At 65.6% G+C, this 17,128-nt stretch carries 14 protein-coding genes; 1 reads left to right on the top strand and 13 read right to left on the bottom strand.

What is annotated here, in order from left to right; translation table 11 throughout:
• Window positions 1–14 precede the first annotated feature (14 nt).
• The 9 genes from N2605_RS12200 to hydA all read right to left on the bottom strand — a co-directional run bounded on the left by N2605_RS12200 (window position 15) and on the right by hydA (window position 11,728).
• Window positions 15–1,619, bottom strand: a complete 1,605-nt coding sequence (locus N2605_RS12200) for an ABC transporter substrate-binding protein (RefSeq protein ID WP_109145850.1) — start codon at window positions 1,617–1,619, stop codon at window positions 15–17.
• Window positions 1,620–1,769: 150 nt separating this feature from the next.
• A complete protein-coding gene (gene nikE, locus N2605_RS12195) occupies window positions 1,770–3,440 on the bottom strand; it encodes a nickel ABC transporter ATP-binding protein NikE (RefSeq protein WP_260346670.1) in 1,671 nt (556 codons plus the stop codon).
• The gene (locus N2605_RS12190; protein WP_036005271.1) at window positions 3,437–4,285 is read right to left on the bottom strand and encodes an ABC transporter permease; all 849 of its coding nucleotides are present in this window, start codon (window positions 4,283–4,285) and stop codon (window positions 3,437–3,439) included. The genes nikE and N2605_RS12190 overlap by 4 nt, the downstream gene beginning before the upstream one ends.
• A complete protein-coding gene (locus tag N2605_RS12185; RefSeq protein WP_036005288.1) occupies window positions 4,282–5,316 on the bottom strand; it encodes an ABC transporter permease in 1,035 nt (344 codons plus the stop codon). The genes N2605_RS12190 and N2605_RS12185 overlap by 4 nt, the downstream gene beginning before the upstream one ends.
• A 28-nt stretch (window positions 5,317–5,344) precedes the next feature.
• Window positions 5,345–6,964, bottom strand: coding sequence for an ABC transporter substrate-binding protein (locus N2605_RS12180; protein ID WP_036023574.1), 1,620 nt, complete (start codon window positions 6,962–6,964; stop codon window positions 5,345–5,347).
• Between the two features lie 119 nt (window positions 6,965–7,083).
• Entirely contained in the window at window positions 7,084–8,520 is a 1,437-nt protein-coding gene (locus tag N2605_RS12175; protein WP_260346668.1) for an NAD(P)-binding domain-containing protein, read from the bottom strand.
• A complete protein-coding gene (locus tag N2605_RS12170) occupies window positions 8,517–9,266 on the bottom strand; it encodes an SDR family oxidoreductase (protein ID WP_225186235.1) in 750 nt (249 codons plus the stop codon). The genes N2605_RS12175 and N2605_RS12170 overlap by 4 nt, the downstream gene beginning before the upstream one ends.
• Before the next feature lies 1 nt (window position 9,267).
• The gene (locus N2605_RS12165) at window positions 9,268–10,242 is read right to left on the bottom strand and encodes an NAD-dependent epimerase/dehydratase family protein (RefSeq protein WP_260346666.1); all 975 of its coding nucleotides are present in this window, start codon (window positions 10,240–10,242) and stop codon (window positions 9,268–9,270) included.
• Window positions 10,243–10,258: 16 nt separating this feature from the next.
• Window positions 10,259–11,728, bottom strand: coding sequence for a dihydropyrimidinase (hydA, locus tag N2605_RS12160; protein WP_260346664.1), 1,470 nt, complete (start codon window positions 11,726–11,728; stop codon window positions 10,259–10,261).
• A 56-nt stretch (window positions 11,729–11,784) separates the two neighbouring features.
• On the opposite strand from hydA, the gene N2605_RS12155 reads away from it, so the two are divergent.
• Window positions 11,785–12,447, top strand: a complete 663-nt coding sequence (locus tag N2605_RS12155) for an aspartate/glutamate racemase family protein (RefSeq protein WP_260346662.1) — start codon at window positions 11,785–11,787, stop codon at window positions 12,445–12,447.
• On the opposite strand, the gene N2605_RS12150 is transcribed toward N2605_RS12155, so the two are convergent.
• The 4 genes from N2605_RS12150 to N2605_RS12135 all read right to left on the bottom strand — a co-directional run bounded on the left by N2605_RS12150 (window position 12,444) and on the right by N2605_RS12135 (window position 17,122).
• Window positions 12,444–13,103 (bottom strand): flavin reductase family protein, encoded by a 660-nt coding sequence (locus tag N2605_RS12150; protein WP_260346661.1) that lies wholly within the window; start codon window positions 13,101–13,103, stop codon window positions 12,444–12,446. The two genes, N2605_RS12155 and N2605_RS12150, sit on opposite strands and share 4 nt — an antisense overlap.
• Before the next feature lie 5 nt (window positions 13,104–13,108).
• Window positions 13,109–14,041 carry an N-carbamoyl-D-amino-acid hydrolase gene (locus tag N2605_RS12145; RefSeq protein ID WP_260346659.1) on the bottom strand — a complete coding sequence of 311 codons (933 nt, stop codon included), beginning with the start codon at window positions 14,039–14,041 and terminating at the stop codon, window positions 13,109–13,111.
• 112 nt (window positions 14,042–14,153) lie between these two features.
• Window positions 14,154–15,830, bottom strand: coding sequence for a long-chain-fatty-acid--CoA ligase (locus tag N2605_RS12140; protein ID WP_260346658.1), 1,677 nt, complete (start codon window positions 15,828–15,830; stop codon window positions 14,154–14,156).
• A complete protein-coding gene (locus tag N2605_RS12135; protein ID WP_260346656.1) occupies window positions 15,827–17,122 on the bottom strand; it encodes an aminotransferase class III-fold pyridoxal phosphate-dependent enzyme in 1,296 nt (431 codons plus the stop codon). Before N2605_RS12135 ends, N2605_RS12140 begins: the two co-directional genes overlap by 4 nt.
• Window positions 17,123–17,128: the final 6 nt, after the last annotated feature.

Below are 17,128 nucleotides of genomic sequence, written 5' to 3'. Positions count from 1 at the left end.
GCCTCAGCGCACGATCATGCGGACTTCGACACGCCCCAAAAGAACGGCAGCGGTCCCTTGGCAACGCCGGAGACGTTCTTGCGCCACGCGGTGTAGCTCAGGAAGAAGCCCGTGGGCGCGTAGACGACGTCATCGATCGCCGCCTTGTTGAGGCGGCCCATGGCGGCCTTCTCCTCGTCGACGTTCTTGGCCTCGAACCACGAGGCGACCTCCTTTTCGGTGGCCGCGCTGGTGGGCCAGCCGAACCAGGCCTTGTCGCCGTTAGCACGGATGGCGGTGTAGGGAGCCGGATTGACGCAATCCGCGCCGGCGTGCCAGGTGTGGAACATGTTCCAGCCGCCCTGTCCCGGAGGCGTCTTCTGTGCGCGGCGGGAGCCGACGGTGCCCCAATCGGTTGCGACGAAATCGACATTCATGCCGAGCTTCTTGAGAAGGTCGGCGGTGACGTCGCCCATTGCCTTGGTGATCGGTTGGTCCTGCGCGACGAGGCAGGTCACCGGCTGGCCGGAATAGCCGCTCTCGGCGAGCAGCTTCTTGGCGGCGTCCAGATCGCGCTTGCCCTTCAGGATCTCGCCGCCCACTTCGGTGTAGAGCGGCGTATCCGGCGTGAAGAAGCCGGGCAGCGGCTTCCACAGCGAATTGTCGTCGCCGACGATCGCGCGCATGTAGTCTTCCTGGCTGAGCGCCATCAGCACCGCACGCCGCGCCTTGACGTCGTTGAACGGCGGATACAGGAAGTTCATGCGGAACGAGCCGATATTGCCGAGGGGATCGCCGATATCGACGCTGATATTCTTGTTCTTCTTCAGAACCGGAACGAGATCCGCGATCGGGTTCTCCCACCAGTCGATCTCACCGTTCTGCAACGCGGCCGCCGCGGTTGCCGGATCCGGCATGATCACCCACTCGACGCGGTCGACCATCACCTGCTTGCCGCCAGCAAGCCAGGACGCCTTCTCCTGCCGCGGTGAATAGTCGGCGAATTTCTCGAACACGGCCTTCGCACCGGGGACCCACTCGCTCTTGGCGAACTTCAGCGGACCGGAGCCGATATATTCGGAAATCTGCTTGAACGGATCGGTCTGCGCGATGCGCTCCGGCATGATGAAGCTGCAAGGCGAATTGTTCTTGCCGAGCGCATAGAGCAATTTCGGGAAGGGCTGCTTCAGCACCCATTTGAAGGTGCGGTCGTCGACGGCCGTGAGCTCCTGCTGGAGCGCCTTGATCATCAGGCCCATCGGATCGCGCGCCGACCAGCGCGTCAGGCTTGCCACGACGTCCTTGCTGAGCACCGGCTCGCCATCGTGGAATTTGAGGCCGGGCCGCAGCTTGAACGTCCAGGTGGTGCCGTCGTCGGTCACTTCCTCGGACTCGACCATCTGCCGCTGCGGCCGGAACGAGGAATCGATGCCGTAGAGCGTGTCCCAGACCATCGCGGCGGCATTGCGCACGACATATTGCGTGCCCCAGATCGGGTCGAAATTGGCGAGATTGGCCTGGGGCACGAATCGCAGGGTGCGCGCCGCCGCACCCTGGGCGATCGCCGGGGCCGACAGGCCACCCGTCAACGCCAGACTGCCCGCGCCAGCCAGTCCCTTCAATACCGTCCTGCGATCCATGAAGTCCTCCCAGAGATGCCGTGATGCCAGCTATTCATTGGCAAAGGGCAAGTGAAACCGAACCCATTTGCAAGCAAATGGTATGCCACTAAATGCGGCTTCGCCAGCGGGATCTCGCCATTTGGCGGCCCAGGAATACGAGTTCGGGGTTCACAGAGCGGCCGCCAGCGTCGGCCCGGTCTCGATATGCGGGATCGCCTCGACCAGTTTGCGCGTGTAGTCGGTCTTTGGATTGTCAAACAGCGCCCGGCTCTCGCCCTGCTCCACGATGCCGCCGTTGCGCAGCACGATGGTGCGGTCGCACAGCATGCGCACGACGTTGAGATCGTGGCTGACGAACAGCAGCGCAATGTCGTTCTCGCGCCTGAGGCGATCGAGCAGTTGCAGCACAACCGCCTGCACCGAGACGTCGAGTGCGGCGGTCGGCTCGTCCAGCACCAGCAGCCGCGGCCGGCAGGCGATGGCGCGGGCAATGCCGACGCGGGCCTTCTGCCCGCCGGAGAGCTGATGCGGAAACCGCGGCAACAGATCGAGCGGCAGCCCGACTCGCTCGGCGCATTCTTCCACCCGTTTGCGCAAGCCTTCGCCCGCGCGCATGCCGTCGAGCCGCATCAAGGGATGGGCAATGCAATCGAACGCCGTGAAGCGCGGGTTGAGGCTTTCGTTCGGGTCCTGAAAGACCATCTGGATGTCTTTGCGCAACGGCGAGCGGTGGAAATCGCGCGCCGCCACGTGCCCGATCGACTGCCCGTCGAACACGATGTCGCCCTCGCTCGGATCGATCAGGCGGCAGATCATGCGCGAGGTCGTGCTCTTGCCCGAGCCGGACTCGCCAACCAGCCCGACACTCTCGCCGCCCGCCATCGTCATCGAGAAGTCGGCAACCGCAGCAGAGCCCTGATCGAAACGCTTGGCGAGCTTGCGCACTTCCAGGAGCGGCGGCGTGCCGTGCGCTCGCTCCTGCCTGGGCCTGGTGACGACGTTGGCGTAACGCTCTCTGTCCTCCTCCGTCACGAGATCTTCGATCCGTGACGTCGCCGTCGGCGACGCCGCAACCAGGCGCCTCGTATAGGCGTGCTGCGGCGCACTGAAGAGAATGCCGGGGCTCGCCTCCTCGACGATGCGGCCGCGCTCCATCACGGCGATGCGGCGGCAATAGCGCGCCGCAAGGCCGAGGTCGTGCGTGATCAGGATCGTGGCCATGCCTCGCGCGGCGGCAATGTCTGCCAGCAGATCCATCACCACCTTCTGCGTGGTGACGTCGAGGCCGGTGGTCGGCTCGTCCGCGATGAGCAGTGCAGGATTGCAGGAGATCGCGATCGCGATCATGACGCGCTGGCACATGCCGCCGGAGAGCTCGTGCGGATAGGCGTTCATCCGCGCCTCGGGATCGCGGATCTGAACGGCGCGCAGCAGGTCCAGCGCCTCGGCACGCGCGGCCTCTTTCGAGATACGCTTGTGGGTGAGGATCGTGTCCGCGATCTGCAGGCCGATCGCGCGGATCGGGTTGAGCGCCGCCCGCGGATTCTGGAAGATCATCGACATCGCCGCGCCCTGCAGCTGTCGCAGATCATCGCCGCGGAGCTTGGTGACGTCCTGCCCGCGGAACAGAATCTTGCCGCCGGTGACGCGGCCGGCTGCATCGAGCAGCCGCGTCGTCGCAAAGCCGGTGACCGACTTGCCCGAGCCGCTCTCGCCGACGAGGCCGAGCATCTCGCCGGCCTTGACGGTGAGCGTGACGCCGCGCACGGCCTCGACCATGCCCCGCCGCGTCGAGAACGCGACGTGGAGGTCGTCGATCCTGAGCAGGTCCTCGCTCATGTGCGCATCCGGGGATCGAGAATGTCCCGCATGCCGTCGCCGAGGAGGTTGAAGCACAGCACGGCCAGCATCAGTGCGAGGCCGGGAAAGGCCACCAGCCACCAGCGTCCGGTGGAGATGAAGCGCGCGCCTTCCGCGACCATGATGCCCCATTCCGGCGTCGGCGGCTTGACGCCGAGACCGATGAACGACAGGCCGGCGGCATTGAGAATGGCCCAGCCGAGATTGAGCGAGATCTGCACCGCCATCGCCGGCAGGATGTTCGGCAGCAGGAAGCGCAGCACCACCGAGAAATGGCTCTCGCCGCAGGCGCGCGCAGCCTCGACCCAGCCGACATTGCGGCGGACGTTGACCTCGGCGCGCGCGAAGCGGATGTAGAACGGAAGATTGATGATCGCGGTCGCGATCACGATGTTCTCGATCCGGTTGCCGAGCGCGGCGACCATCGCCATCGCTAGCACGAACAGCGGAAACGCCATCATCACGTCGACGAAGCGGCCGACGGCGCGATCAAGCCGTCCGCCGGCATAGCCGCAGAACGCGCCGACCACGGCCCCGATCACGAAGGAGATTCCGACCGCGGAGACTGCGATGGCAAGGTCGAGCCGTGCAGCGATGATGAGACGGCTGAACACGTCGCGGCCGAGCTGGTCCGTACCGGCAATGTGCGCCGCACTCGGTGGCAGCAGGGCCTCCGACACGTTCGAGGCCACGGGATCGTAGGGCACGATCCACGGTCCGAAGATCGCGACCAGGACGAACAGCGTCACCCCGGCCGCGGCCACCGCCGTGAGCGGATTGCCGCGCAGGATCCAGACCGAATGGCGAAGTGTGGCGCTGGTCATTCGATCGACACCCTGGGATCGGCGATGCCGTAGCAGATGTCCACGACGAGATTGACCAGCACGAACAGGCTGGCCATCAGCAGCACGAAACCCTGCACCGGCGCATAGTCGGAGGACAGCAACGCGTCGAGCGCATAAGAGGCCACGCCCGGCCAGGAGAACACTTTCTCCACCAGCACGTTGGCGCCCAGCATGGTCGAGAACACGATGCCGGCGATGGTGATGACGGGCAGGATCGCATTGCGGAGCGCATAGGTGACGACCACCTTGCGCCAGGACAATCCGACCGAGCGCGCAGTGCGCACGAAATCGCTGCCGAGCGAGACCAGCATCGAGGCCCGCGTGATCCGCGCCAGCGGCGCGATCACGAACAGCGCCATGCTCACCGCCGGCAGGATCAACTGCCTGCAGGCCGCCCACCAGCCCTCGACGTCGCCGGCGAGCAGGAAATCGATCGAGAGGAAGCCGGTGCGCTGCGGCGGCAGCGAGGTGAAGACGTCGATGCGCCCGGTCGGATCAGGGGCCAGCCCGAACAGATAATAGAAGACATAGATCAAGAGCAGGCCCGAGACGAAGGTCGGCACGCAGACGCCGAGTGCGCAGAACAGCCGCACGCCGTGATCGATGATTGATCCCGGCCGCAGCGCCGCCAGCACCCCAAGCGGCACCGCCGCGATGAGCGCGATCAACAGTGCGGTGAAGGTGAGCTCGAGCGAGGCCGGCAATCGCTCGCGCAGGTCCTTCAGCACCGGCTGTCCCGTCATCATCGAGCGGCCGAGATTGCCGTGGCCGATGTCGGAGAGATAGAACACGAGCTGCTCCGGCACGGATTTGTCGAGCCCCATCTGCTTGCGGATCTGCTCGATCTCCTCCTTGCCGGCATTGGGCCCCGAGGCGAAGAACACCGCGGGGTCGCCGGGCAGGACGCGCATCAACAGGAAGGTGAAGACCAGCACACCGAACAGTGCCGGCAGCGACGACAAGAGCCGCCTGCCCGCCCGCACCATCGTTGCACCAAGACCGGTCGTCACCATTCAGCGTCCCTGCTGGCCGCGGATGTCACTTGCGGCTGACATCGCGATAATCCACCTGGCGGTGGAACTCATAGGTGTAGCCTTCGATCGACGGCGCCATCACCGCGTCCTGATTGGGCTGCCACAGCATGATCTGCGGCATCAGGTCGACATGCATCGCGTTGAGCTTGCGGCCGGCTTCCTCGTACTTGGCCTTATCCGGCTCGAAGCGGGCCTCCTGCGCAATCGCGGCAAGGTCCGGATTGTTGATCGAAGAGTAATTCCAGCGCTGAGTGCCGGTGTAGAAGTTGCGGTAGAAATAGTCGGTCGACGGCAGCCAGGCGACGATGCCTTCGGTGAAGAACGGCAGCTTCTTCTCGTTGATCTGCGTCGACATCTGCGCGTCCGGCAGCTTCTGGATGTCGACCTTGATGCCGATCTTGCCAAGAGACTCCTTGACGAGGGCGGCCATCGGCTCGGCCGTCGAGGCCTGGCCGACATTGAAGCTGAAGGTGGTCGAGAAGCCTTCGGGCAGACCTGCAGCCTTGAGGTATTCCCTGGCCTTGTCGAGATCCATCTTCACCGGCTGTTGGAACGGATAGATGCCGTTCGCCGGCTTGCCGTCCGGCCAGGTCGCGCCGAACAGCGGCGCGCCGCGGCCGAACAGGGCCGCCTTGAACATGTCCTCATAGGGCAGCGCGGAAGCGATGGCGCGGCGGACATTGACGTTGTCGAAGGGCGGGATCTGGTTGTTCATCGAGACGTAGGTGACCGCATTGTATTGCGGCGTCGAGATTACCTTGAGCTTGCCCTTGGCCTCCAGCGACTGCACGTCGCTGGCCTGCAGGTCGAGCACGAGATCGGCATCGCCGCGCTCGACGAGGTTGGCGCGGGTCGCCGGCTCCGGCACCGATTGCACGATGACGCGCTTGAAGTACGCCGGCTTGCCGGGCGATCCCCGGTTCCAGGCCTCGTTGCGCTTGATGATCACCTGCTCGCCCGGCTTGAAGCTCTCGACCGCATAGGCGCCGCTGCCGGCGGTGTGCTCCTTCAGCCAGGCCGTGGCCCAGGGATCGTCAGCCGTCGCGTGCTCTTTCGCCACTTTCGAGTTGATGATCATCGGGTACACGGTGGCAAGATTAGGCAGCGCAAGCTTGTCGGGTTTGGGAAGCGTCACCTCGATGGTGAGGGGATCGATCACCTTGAACTGATCGGCCGACGTCAGCGAGCCCGTCAGCAGCTGCGCCTTGCCGAGGATCGGCGCGGTGACGCAGCGGTCGAGCGACCACTTGACATCCTCGGCCGTAACAGGCGAGCCGTCCTGGAACTTTGCATCCTTGCGCAGGCGGAAGGTGATCTTCAGTCCGTCGGGACTGACGTCATAGGATTCGGCGAGCTCGCCGGTGATCGTGTCGAGGTCGAACACCCATTTGCCGTTGAGCTGCTTGCGGCCGAATGCCACCAGCCGGTCATAGGTGCTCATGCTCAACGCGAAGGATTCGCGGGTCGAGCCGGGGATGTTGGGATCGAGCGTGTTGACGGAGGCGCCGGTGACGTAGCGCAAGGTCTCTGCCCTGGTTTGCGCTTGCGACGGCGCAGTGGCGATGAGCAGCAGCGCAGTGGTGGCGAGAACTGAGGTCGCCAGTCTGAAAGACACAAAACGCATTGGTTTTTCCCTGAATTTCGAACGAGAACGCCAGCAAGGCAGGTTCAGAAGGAAGCAAGTTGCGCGCCAGTCCGATCGGACATTTCGAGGGACGCGAGGTCGCGACGGCGCATGGGTGATCACAGCGATTCCCCCATTTCTCGCGCATGACGCGTCACCACGGCCTGCGGCACGTCATAGGCGCTGAGCGAATCCCAGTGCCGTTCGACATCGGCGCGAAACAGGCCGCGCGTCAGGCCGTGGACCAGCTTTGGAACGGCGGTCGTCATCGCATTGATCGACGATCCCGACGGACCGAAGCTCATGGTCGAGGCGATGGCGAACAGATGGATGTCGGCGATCCACGGCGTCATTCCCGGCTCGCGCTCGGTGAAGGCATAGTCGTCGGCGAGATAGGGAAAGCGGCCGAGCCGTTCGTTGCGTTCGTCTTCCGGCGGCTGGTAGCGGTCGGCCCAGGTCGCGATGTTGCCGGCACATTGGGCGAGCTCGCCGCGGCCGGCAAAGTCCATGTCGATGCCGGTGCCGCAGATGACGACATCGGCGGTGATGGCGCCGCGCGGCGTCTGGAGTTCAACGCCGTTATCGGTCTTGCGCGCGGCTTCGACCGGCGCGCCCTCGTGCAGTGTGAAGTTGGCGTGACGCGCGCAGCGGTCATAGGTCGGCTGCGGAAATCCTTCCCGCATCTCGAGGATCTTGCGCATGAAGCGCCAGCGCCAGGCATCGTCGAGATCGCTGAGATGACGCAGGAAGCCACGAAAGGTCAGCCAGCGATAGGGCTGGATCACCTGGATCTGCGCACGGCGGCACAGCAGGTGCACTTCAGCGGCACCGGCCTCCAGCGCAGTCGCGGCATTGTCGAAAGCGGAGGCGCCGGCACCGATCACGGCGACGCGCTTGCCGCGCAGGCTTTCGAAATCGATGTCGTCGGCCACGGTTGCAACAGAGCTCGCCGGCAGATGCACCAGCTGCTCCGGAATCATCCAACCGCCCATGCCCTCCTGCCCTGTCGCCAGCACGATTTTGCGGGCATAGAGCGTTTCGACCTCTGCTGCCCGTTTCACGCGCGCAGCGAGCAGGCCGTCAGCCGCCGGCGCGATCTCCTTGAGCTCGCAAGCGTTGCGCACCGGCAAGCCGACCGCGCGCCGCAGCCAGAGCAGATACTCCGCCCAATGCTCGCGCGCGATCAGGCCGAGCTCCTGCCAGCTCGCCTTGCCGAAGCGGGCCTCGTGCCAGGACTGGTACGTCAGGCCGGGGATGTCGAGGTCGGGCCCGGTGTAGTCCTTCGGGCTGCGGAGCGTCGGCATCCGGGCGTAGGTGAGCCACGGGCCCTCCTTGCCCTCTTCGGCCTTGTCGATCAGCAGGATGTTGCTGACGCGCGAGCGCAGCAGGCCGAAGCCGATGGCGATGCCGGACTGGCCGGCGCCGACGATGAGAACATCCAGCGCCGGCTTGCCGTCCGGCCCCGCTTTCGGTTCGAGCCACGCCGCGCCGGGATGCGCGATCATCGCGAGATCGGCGCGAATGTCGGCTTCGAGCTGGGCCAGCGCCTCACTCATGCGGCGAGCCAGCCTCCGTCAACCACCATCACGGTGCCGGTCGTGAACGACGAGGCATCGCTGGCGAGATGCAGTGCGGTCTGCGCGATTTCCTCAGGCACGCCGAAGCGCTTCATGGCGTGGCGGTTGCGCGAGGCCTCGCGCACTTGCTCGGAATTGGCGTGACGGGCAAAGCTGCGGCGAAGCATCGGCGTGTCGATCGCGCCGGGCGCGATCGCGTTGACGCGGATGCCGTCGGTGGCGAAGTCGACCGCCATGGTCCGCGTCAGGCTGACGATCGCGCCCTTGGCGGCGATATAGGCGCTGTTGCCCTTGCCGCCGGCAATGGCGAGCTGCGAGGCCAGCGTGATGATCGAGCCGCTGTTCTGCCGCTGCATCTGCGGCACCGCAGCCCGCGCCCACAGCCAGGTGCCGCCGACATTGGCGCGGAACACCGCGTCCCAGTCGTCCAGGCTCGTCGTCAGCACCGTGCCACCACAGGAGAAGCCAGCCGCCGTCATGAGGATATCGAGCCGGCCATGCCGGGCCACGACGTCGCCGACGACGGTTTCGGCGAATGCGCCATCGCCGACGTCGCCGATATGCGTCGTCGCTTCGCCGATAAGGCTCAGCGTTTCCTCGAGGCCCGCGGCGTCACGATCGACCAAAGCGAGGCGCGCGCCCTCCTCCGCGAACAGTTTTGCGCTGGCGCGGCCGATGCCCGAGCCCGCGCCGGTGATGATGGCCGTGCGCCCCTGCAGCCGCATGTCAGATCCCCTCCCTGTGCTGCATCCACCAGGCGCTCATCGCGGCAGCTGACTCCGCACAGCCGAACCGCGCGCGCCAACCGAATTCGTCGGCCATTCGCGTTACTGAGAGCGGCGCGCGATCGCCCCCATGAAGCTTGATGAAGGTCTTCTCGCCCGGCTCCGCCAGCCGACACTCCAGCCCGGGATGCAGGGCCGCAAAAGCCTCGCCCCATTGCAGCGCCGACCAGGCCGCGCCGCTGGAGATATTGTAGAGCCGGTGGCGCGGCCGCTCGGCTTCGATCAGCACAGCCACGGCCTCGGCAGCGTCCAGCGCGTAGGTCCAATCCTTGATGCCTGGCGCCGGCAGCAGCGCCGGCTCGCTGCGAGCGAATGCGGCTAGAATCTGAAACTGGAGGCTTGGCGTATCGCGCACCTTCCCGATGCGTTCCCACGGACCGAACACTGCGCTTAAGCGCACACTCAGAAAATCGCCTCCCCACAACTCGGCAAGCCGCGCCACGGATCTCTCTGACGTGAATTTGCTGATGGCGTAGAAGGAGACGGGATCGCACGGCGTCTGCTCGTCCAATATCGGATAGCGTTGCCCCGCGGCTCCATAGGCAGATGCTGACGACAGATTGATCACACGCCGAACACCGCGGCGGATCGCAGCGCTCAGAATCGGGAACTGAGCCATCACATTGATCTCGAGAATGCTCGAGGTCGTGGACCGCTCGAGCTGATCCCCGGCAGTTATGGCAGCGCCAAGGACAATCGCGTCAAAGCCCTGCTTTACAAGCGTTTCGATCCTCTCGACGTCCGAGATCTCGCCCTGAATAATCGTGAGCCGCTCCCGGTAGTCGGCAAAGGATCGCTCCGCTCCAGCCGGCAGTTGCTTACGATCATACAGCGTCACCTCATGCCCGCGCGCGAGCAGCACCTCGGCGAGATTGAGGCCGACAAAGCCGGTGCCGCCGAAGATGACGATCCTCATCGCACGCGATCCACCATCACAGCAGCTCTGCCCCAAAATTCCGTTCGGGATCCATGTCGGCGACGAGCCGGCCGGTCGGCCTGGCCGCCTCGCCGCCGCTGCGCGCCAGGAATTTTCCGCTGCCGGCGCTCGCGAGGCACTTGTCGCCCTCGATGATCACGCGGCCGCGCGAAAGCACCGACACCGGCCAGCCCTTCAGCTTGCGACCCGCGAACGGCGTGTAGCCGGCAAGGTCGTGCATCATCTCGTCGGCGATGGTGACCTCGCGGTTGGGATCCCAGATCGCGATATCGGCGTCGGCGCCGACGGCGATCGAGCCCTTGCGCGGGTGCAGGTTGTAGATCTTTGCAGGCGCCGTTGCGGTCAGCTCGACAAATTTCTCCAGGCCCAGCCGGCCCTTCGACACCATCGCGTCGAACAACAGCGGCAGCCGCAGCTCCAGGCCCGGCAGGCCGTTGGCGACCTGCTTGAAGTTGGGATTGGGGCCGGCGCGCAGCTTGCCGGTCTCGTCATAGCGATACGGCGCGTGGTCCGACGAGATGGTCTGGAGATCGCCGAGCGAGAGCGCCTGCCACAGCGCCTCCTGGTCGGCATGCGTGCGCGGCGGCGGGCTGCACATCCACTTCGCCCCCTCGGCGCCGGGCTTATCGAGATCAGCGGCGGTCAAGAACAGGTATTGCGGGCAGGTCTCGGCAAAGACCTTGAGCCCCTGCCCGCGCGAGTCGCGGATCACCTTGGCGCCTTCGGCTGTCGAGACATGGAAGATCATGATCGGCTGGTCGATCAGCGCCGCCATGCCGATCAGCCGGGTGAAGGCTTCCGCCTCCGATATGCGGGCGTGGCTGACGGCGTGGTATTTCGGCATGGTGTAGCCACGTGCGAGCAGCCGCTTCACCATCCAGGCGATGATGCCGTGGTTCTCCGCATGGGCGCACAGCATCGCGCCGGACTGGCGCGCCGCGAGCAGGATGTCGAGCAGCGGCTCGTCGTCGACCTTGAGGCGGTCATAGGTCATGAAGATCTTGATCGAGGCATGGCCCTGCTTCACCAGCGCGGGAATGTGCTCCTCGACCGTCTCCTTGGTCGCGTCCGCAATGATCATATGAAAGGCGTAGTCGATCACCGCACCCTTCTTAGCCAGGGCGTGATAGTCCGCGACGACCTCAGGCAGCTTCATGCCGACATGCTGGGCCGCGAACGGGATCACCGTGGTGGTGCCGCCGAACGCGGCGGAGACGGTGGCGCTCTCGAACGTATCGGCGTTCATGATGCCGGCGGCCGACAGCTGCTCGATATGCGCATGGCTGTCGACGCCGCCGGGCAGCACCAGCTTGCCGCGCGCGTCGATCTCGCGCTTTGCGGGCGGAAGCCCGCGGCCGATGGCCGCAATGGTCTCGCCGGAGATGGCGACGTCGGCCTCGAAGACGTCGGTCGTGGTGGCGACGCGGCCGCCGCGGATGATCAGGTCGTAAGCGGGTTCAGTCATGAGGCACTCCGTGATAGGCTCAAGGCACGTTCGCTAGATCTCGCAGGAAGTCCATCATGTCCCGGCCACGCATTCTCGTCATCAACCCGAACTCCAACCACAAGGTCACGCAGGGGCTGGAGGACGCGTTGAAGCCGCTCGATTTCGAGGGCGGGCCGGAAGTGGTCTGCCAGACGCTGGCCGAAGGTCCGTTCGGCATTGAAAGCCAGGCGGACGCAGACAGCGTTGCGATCCCACTGCGAAAGCTGATCGAAAGCGACAACAGCTCGGCCGCCTTCGTCATCGCCTGCTACAGCGATCCCGGGCTGCAGGTTTGCCGCGAAGGCACCGACCGGCCCGTGTTCGGCATCGCCGAGTGCGGCGTGCTGACGGCGCTTTCCCGCGCGGAGACTTTTGGCGTCATCGCGATCGCCCAGCGTTCGATCCCGCGTCACATGCGCTATCTCAGGCAGATGGGCCTGACCGACCGCTTTTCCGGCGAGCGGCCGCTGAACATGAGCGTCGCCGAAACCGCTTCGGGCGAAGGTACGCTCGCCAAGATGATCGAGGTCGGCCGCGCGCTGCGCGACGAGGACGGTGCCCGCGCCGTCGTGATGGGCTGCGCCGGCATGGCGCGCCATCGCCGCGCGCTGGAAGACGCGCTGCGCATTCCCGTGATCGACCCGACGCAGGCGGCCGTTACCATGGCGCTGGGTACGGTGCAGTTCTCGGCTCACTAGGCGTCCTTCAGCTCGTTGGTGTCCTGGCGCGCGAGCCATTGCGCATGGCTCTCGCGGACAAGGGCAAACGTATCCCGCTGCGTGGTGTAGAGATTGCCGAACATGCGGCCAATCGGCCGGTAAGCGTCGAGATCGACATACATGTTGGCGGTGTCGACTAGCCCCTCGCGGGCGTGAACCCGCAAGACCTCGGCGACCAGGAGCTCGCGATCGGGCGAGAAGGTCATCACGACATGGCGCCGGCATTCCAGCGCAAAGGGCGCCGCGGCGAGACGCGGCACCTTCACGTCGACGGAGGGAAGCGTCGCCAGGCCCGTCGCGGCGACCTCGCTGTCTCCGGAGGGGAAATCGACCGCGCAGTCGTTCATTGCGACCGACAGCGCCTCGTCCACCATGTGCACCACGAACTCGCCGTCGCGATGGATGTTGCGGGTGGTGTCCTTCGGCGAGTGATCCGGCTTGTGCTGCAGGCCGAGCACGATCAGCGCGGGACTTTCGGAGAACACGTTGAAGAAGCTGAAGGGGGCGGCATTCACCGTGCCGTTCTCATCCAGCGTGGTCACCAGCGCGATCGGCCGCGGCACCACCACGCCGCACAGCAGCTTGTAGCGATCGCGCGGATCGAGCTCACGCAAGGAAATGCCTTTGTCGGCCATCGGCGTCACGTCTCCGGCGGCGGCACCGCGCCGGTCTGGCTGGTGATCAGGCCGTAATGCTCGATGCGGCGATGCCGGGCGAAATCGAAGATGGTGGTCTTGCCGAACGCCGTCGCATCGAGGTCGCAGGCATGGACCAGCACCTCGTCGTCATCCGTCTTGGCCTCGGCAACGATCTCGCCATTGGGATCGACGATCAGGCTGCCGCCGAACAGGGGATGACCGTCCTCGACGCCGGCCTTGGCGACTGCGACCACCCAGGTCGCGTTCTGATAGGCGCCGGCCTGCACCGAGAGGCGATTGTGGAACAGGCGCTTCTCGACGCCCTCCTCGCTCTTCTCGGCATTTACGGACGGCGTGTTGTAGCCGATCAGCACCATCTCGACGCCCTGCAGGCCCATGACGCGATAGGTCTCGGGCCAGCGGCGATCGTTGCAGATCGCCATGCCGATGATGCCGCCGAGCTCGCGCCAGACCTTGAAGCCGAGATCGCCCGGCTCGAAATAACGCTTCTCCAGGTGCTGGTGCGAGCGCTTGCTGTCGTATTCCACATGGCCAGGCAGATGCACCTTGCGGTATTTGCCGACGATCCTGCCGGTTTTGTCGGTCAGGATCGCGGTGTTGAAGTGGTGGCCATCGGGCGTCAGCTCGGCATAGCCGAAATTCATCGCCATTCCGTGCTGGGCCGCACGCTCGAACAGCGGCCTGGTCGCCGCGTTCGGCATTTCGCGCTCGAACCAGATGTCGAACTCGGCGCGGTCCTCGACGTACCAGCGCGGGAAGAACGTCGTCAGCGCCAGCTCGGGATAGACGATCAGGTCGGCACCCTTGCTCTTGGCTTCGTCCATCAGCGCGATCATGCGCTTGACCACGGCCTCGCGGCTGTCGGCTTTCTGAATCGGGCCCATCTGGGCGGCGGCGACATTGACGATGCGCATCAGCGAGTTCCTGATTTCTTGAGTTTCTTGGCGAGGCTGGGGATCGCAGCTTCAGGGACGTGGCGCACGCAGCATATCGCAGCCTCGCGCTGTTTTTCCAGCCAAGCAGCTTTCATGCCGTCCGCCCCCATTCGGCATCCTGCAACAGCCGCCAGTTGATCTTGTTGCTGGCGGTGCGCGGCAGGGACTCGACGAAGACGACGGCGCGCGGCGCCTTGTAACTCGCCATCGCGCAGCGTGCCCAGCCGACGATGTCGCCCTCCGACGTCGTCGCGCGCGCGGCCTCATCGAGCACCACCAGCGCCTTGACGGTCTCACCGCGATAGCCGTCCGGCGCGGAAATGATGCAGCATTCCCGGATGGCGCGGTTCTGGTACATCGCCGCCTCGACCTCGGCCGGCCACACCTTGAAGCCGCTGACATTGATCATGCGCTTGAGGCGGTCGACGGCGAAGAAATAGCCGTCGGCATCGCGATAGCCGAGATCGCCCGTGCGCAGGAACCGCTTGCCGTCGCGTTCGATGAAGGCCTCGGAATCCGCCTCTGGCCTGTTCCAGTAACCCTGCAGCACCTGCGGCCCGTGCACGATGATCTCGCCGACCACGTTGTCGTCGAGCTCGATCAGGCTCTCGGGATCGATCACCCGGGCGTCGGTCTCGTGCACGGCGATGCCGAGGCACTGCCGCTTCGGCGCCGCCATCGGATTGAGGTGCGTCGGAGACATCGTCTCGGTCATGCCGTAGCCCTCGACGAAATCGAGCCCAAACCGCCCCTTCAGCCGTTGCGCGACGACTGTCGGCATCGCCGCGCCGCCACCAGTCAGCACCTTGAGCTTCGCAAAACATTTGTCGCGGAAGCCGGCGCTGGCGAGCACATCCACGATCATGGTCGGGGCGGCGTTCCAGAATGTGACGCCATAGGTCTCGAACAAATCCGGCAGCAGATCCTTGTCCCAGCGCGCCATCAGCACCAGCGTGGCGGCGGCGACGATGGCGGCATTCATCGAGCCCTGCATGCCCGCGACATGGAACAGCGGCATGAAGCCGGTCATCACGTCGCTGCCATTGAGCCCATACCAGCGCGCTTGCAAGACGGCGGTGAACAGCGCGCTGCGATGGGTGTGCATGCACGCCTTGGGCTTGCCTGTTGTCCCTGAGGTATAGGGCAGGATCATCAGATCCGCCGGCCCCGCCTCCATCGCACCCGGCTGCAGGCCCTGCACTATCGCGGGCGACCACGAATACCAGCCCGGCGATGACGGCGGCTCCAACGGCCCCTCGGTCACGCATGATGGCAGTGTGTAGGGCGTCGCGGCTGGAACTTCGTCGCGGTACTGCGCGACAATCGCATGCGTAATCGCCTCGCCCACCAGCGGTGCAAACACATCGCTTAGCTCGCTGCCGATGATTGCAACCCTGGCGCCGCTGTCCGCGGCGAGATGCGCGATCTCGGCGGTCTTGTTCATGGGATTGACCGGCACGATCACGGCGTCCGCCCGCATCGTCGCGTAATAAGCGACGACATATTGCGGCGAATTCTGCAGCGCGATCATGACGCGGTCGCCGCGCTTCACGCCGCAAACGCCTTGCAGAAAGCCGGCCATGGCATCGACCCGGTCGCGCAGCTCGGCGTAGCTCAGGCTCGCCCCGTAGAACATTGTGGCCGGATGCGTTGGCCGTTCACCTGCAGCGCGCGCCAGCGCGTCGTAGAGCGTCCCCTCCGGCATCGCGAGATGCCAGGGCTCGTCCGCCGGCCAGGCCGGTGACCTCAGGGACTTTGTGTGATTCACCCGCGCTCCTCGTCGGCGATATCAAGACCGTGGTCGAGCGCGTCCAGAAGCTGGTTAGCCTCCCACTCGGAAATCACCAGTGGCGGCGCCAGGAAGAGCGAGGTCTGCTCGCCGCTGGTGCCGATCACGGCGCCGGCTTCCAGCGCGCGCTCCGCGACGCGCGAGGCGATCGGCACCTCGGTGGTGTCGGCGTGCCAGCTGCGCCAATCCGGGCCATGCAGCTCCACCGTCCAGTGCAGCCCCTGCCCGGCCACGCGCTGCACGCTGGGGTGCTTTTGCGCTATTGCGAGGAGGCGGCGGGTGAACAGCTTCTCCAGATTCTGCACGTGGTCCAGAATCCTGTCCTCACTGACGACCTTCAGATAGGCGCTGACGGCCGCCATGCTGATCGGATGGCCACGCAGCGTGCCGTAGTTCTGCCAGCTCGTGCCCTTCAGCCGCTCGACGATGTCTTTGGACACCACGACAGCGGCAACGGCCGCCGCGCCGCCGCCGAGCGACTTTCCGAGCGTCACGATATCGGGCCGGCTCTGCGCGCCCTGGAACGCGAACCAGCGCCCAGCGCGGCCCGCGCCGGTGACGACCTCGTCCGCGATCCAGTAAGAGCCGGCCTGCCGCGCGCAGCGCGCGACCTCGTCCTGATAGGCCCCGTCGTAATAGATGCCGCCTTGCGTATAGTCGATGATCGTCGCCGCCGTGTCCGAGAGCAGGCGCGGGGCGTCCGCGAGATATTCGCTGGGCGGGGTGTTGATGGCCGGCGCGCCATAGATCGCCCCATCCGGCGCCGGCAGGATCCGCACCGGCGCCATCGGTGCCGGTAGTTTCGAGCCGCCGGCGTGCACCGCAAGGCCACCGTGCCATTGCGGCTGCACCGTCATGCTGCGCGACAGCCCGGTGATGCCGTGATAGGCGCGCTCGCGCGTTGCCAGCGCCGAGCGCTGCGTCAGCGCCTGGCAGAGCGACAGCGCCATGTCATTGGCCTCGCTGCCGCTGATGCAGAAGCGCACCGCGCCGACCCAGTCCTCTTCGCCCATGAAGGCGATAGCCATCAGATCGTCGGCGGCCTGCTCGCGGCCGACCCAGGTCCAGCCTTCGTTGACGACGGGCGTATCGGCCGCGCGGCGGATCGCCTCCACCATTGCAGGATGGCGATGGCCGAGACCGCCGCCGGTATTGCTGCCGTCGATCAGCTTGCGGCCATCCGCAAGATGAAAGTAGACGCCCTCGCCGCCGACCACGGCCATCGGCGCGGCCTCGCCCGCATTCAGCCCGGTTCGCAACAATCTGCTCATCGCCAC

Source organism: Bradyrhizobium yuanmingense (genome assembly GCF_025200905.1).
GTDB lineage: Bacteria > Pseudomonadota > Alphaproteobacteria > Rhizobiales > Xanthobacteraceae > Bradyrhizobium > Bradyrhizobium yuanmingense.
Note: the sequence above shows the minus strand (reverse complement) of the source record. Positions and strands in the feature narration are given on the sequence as shown.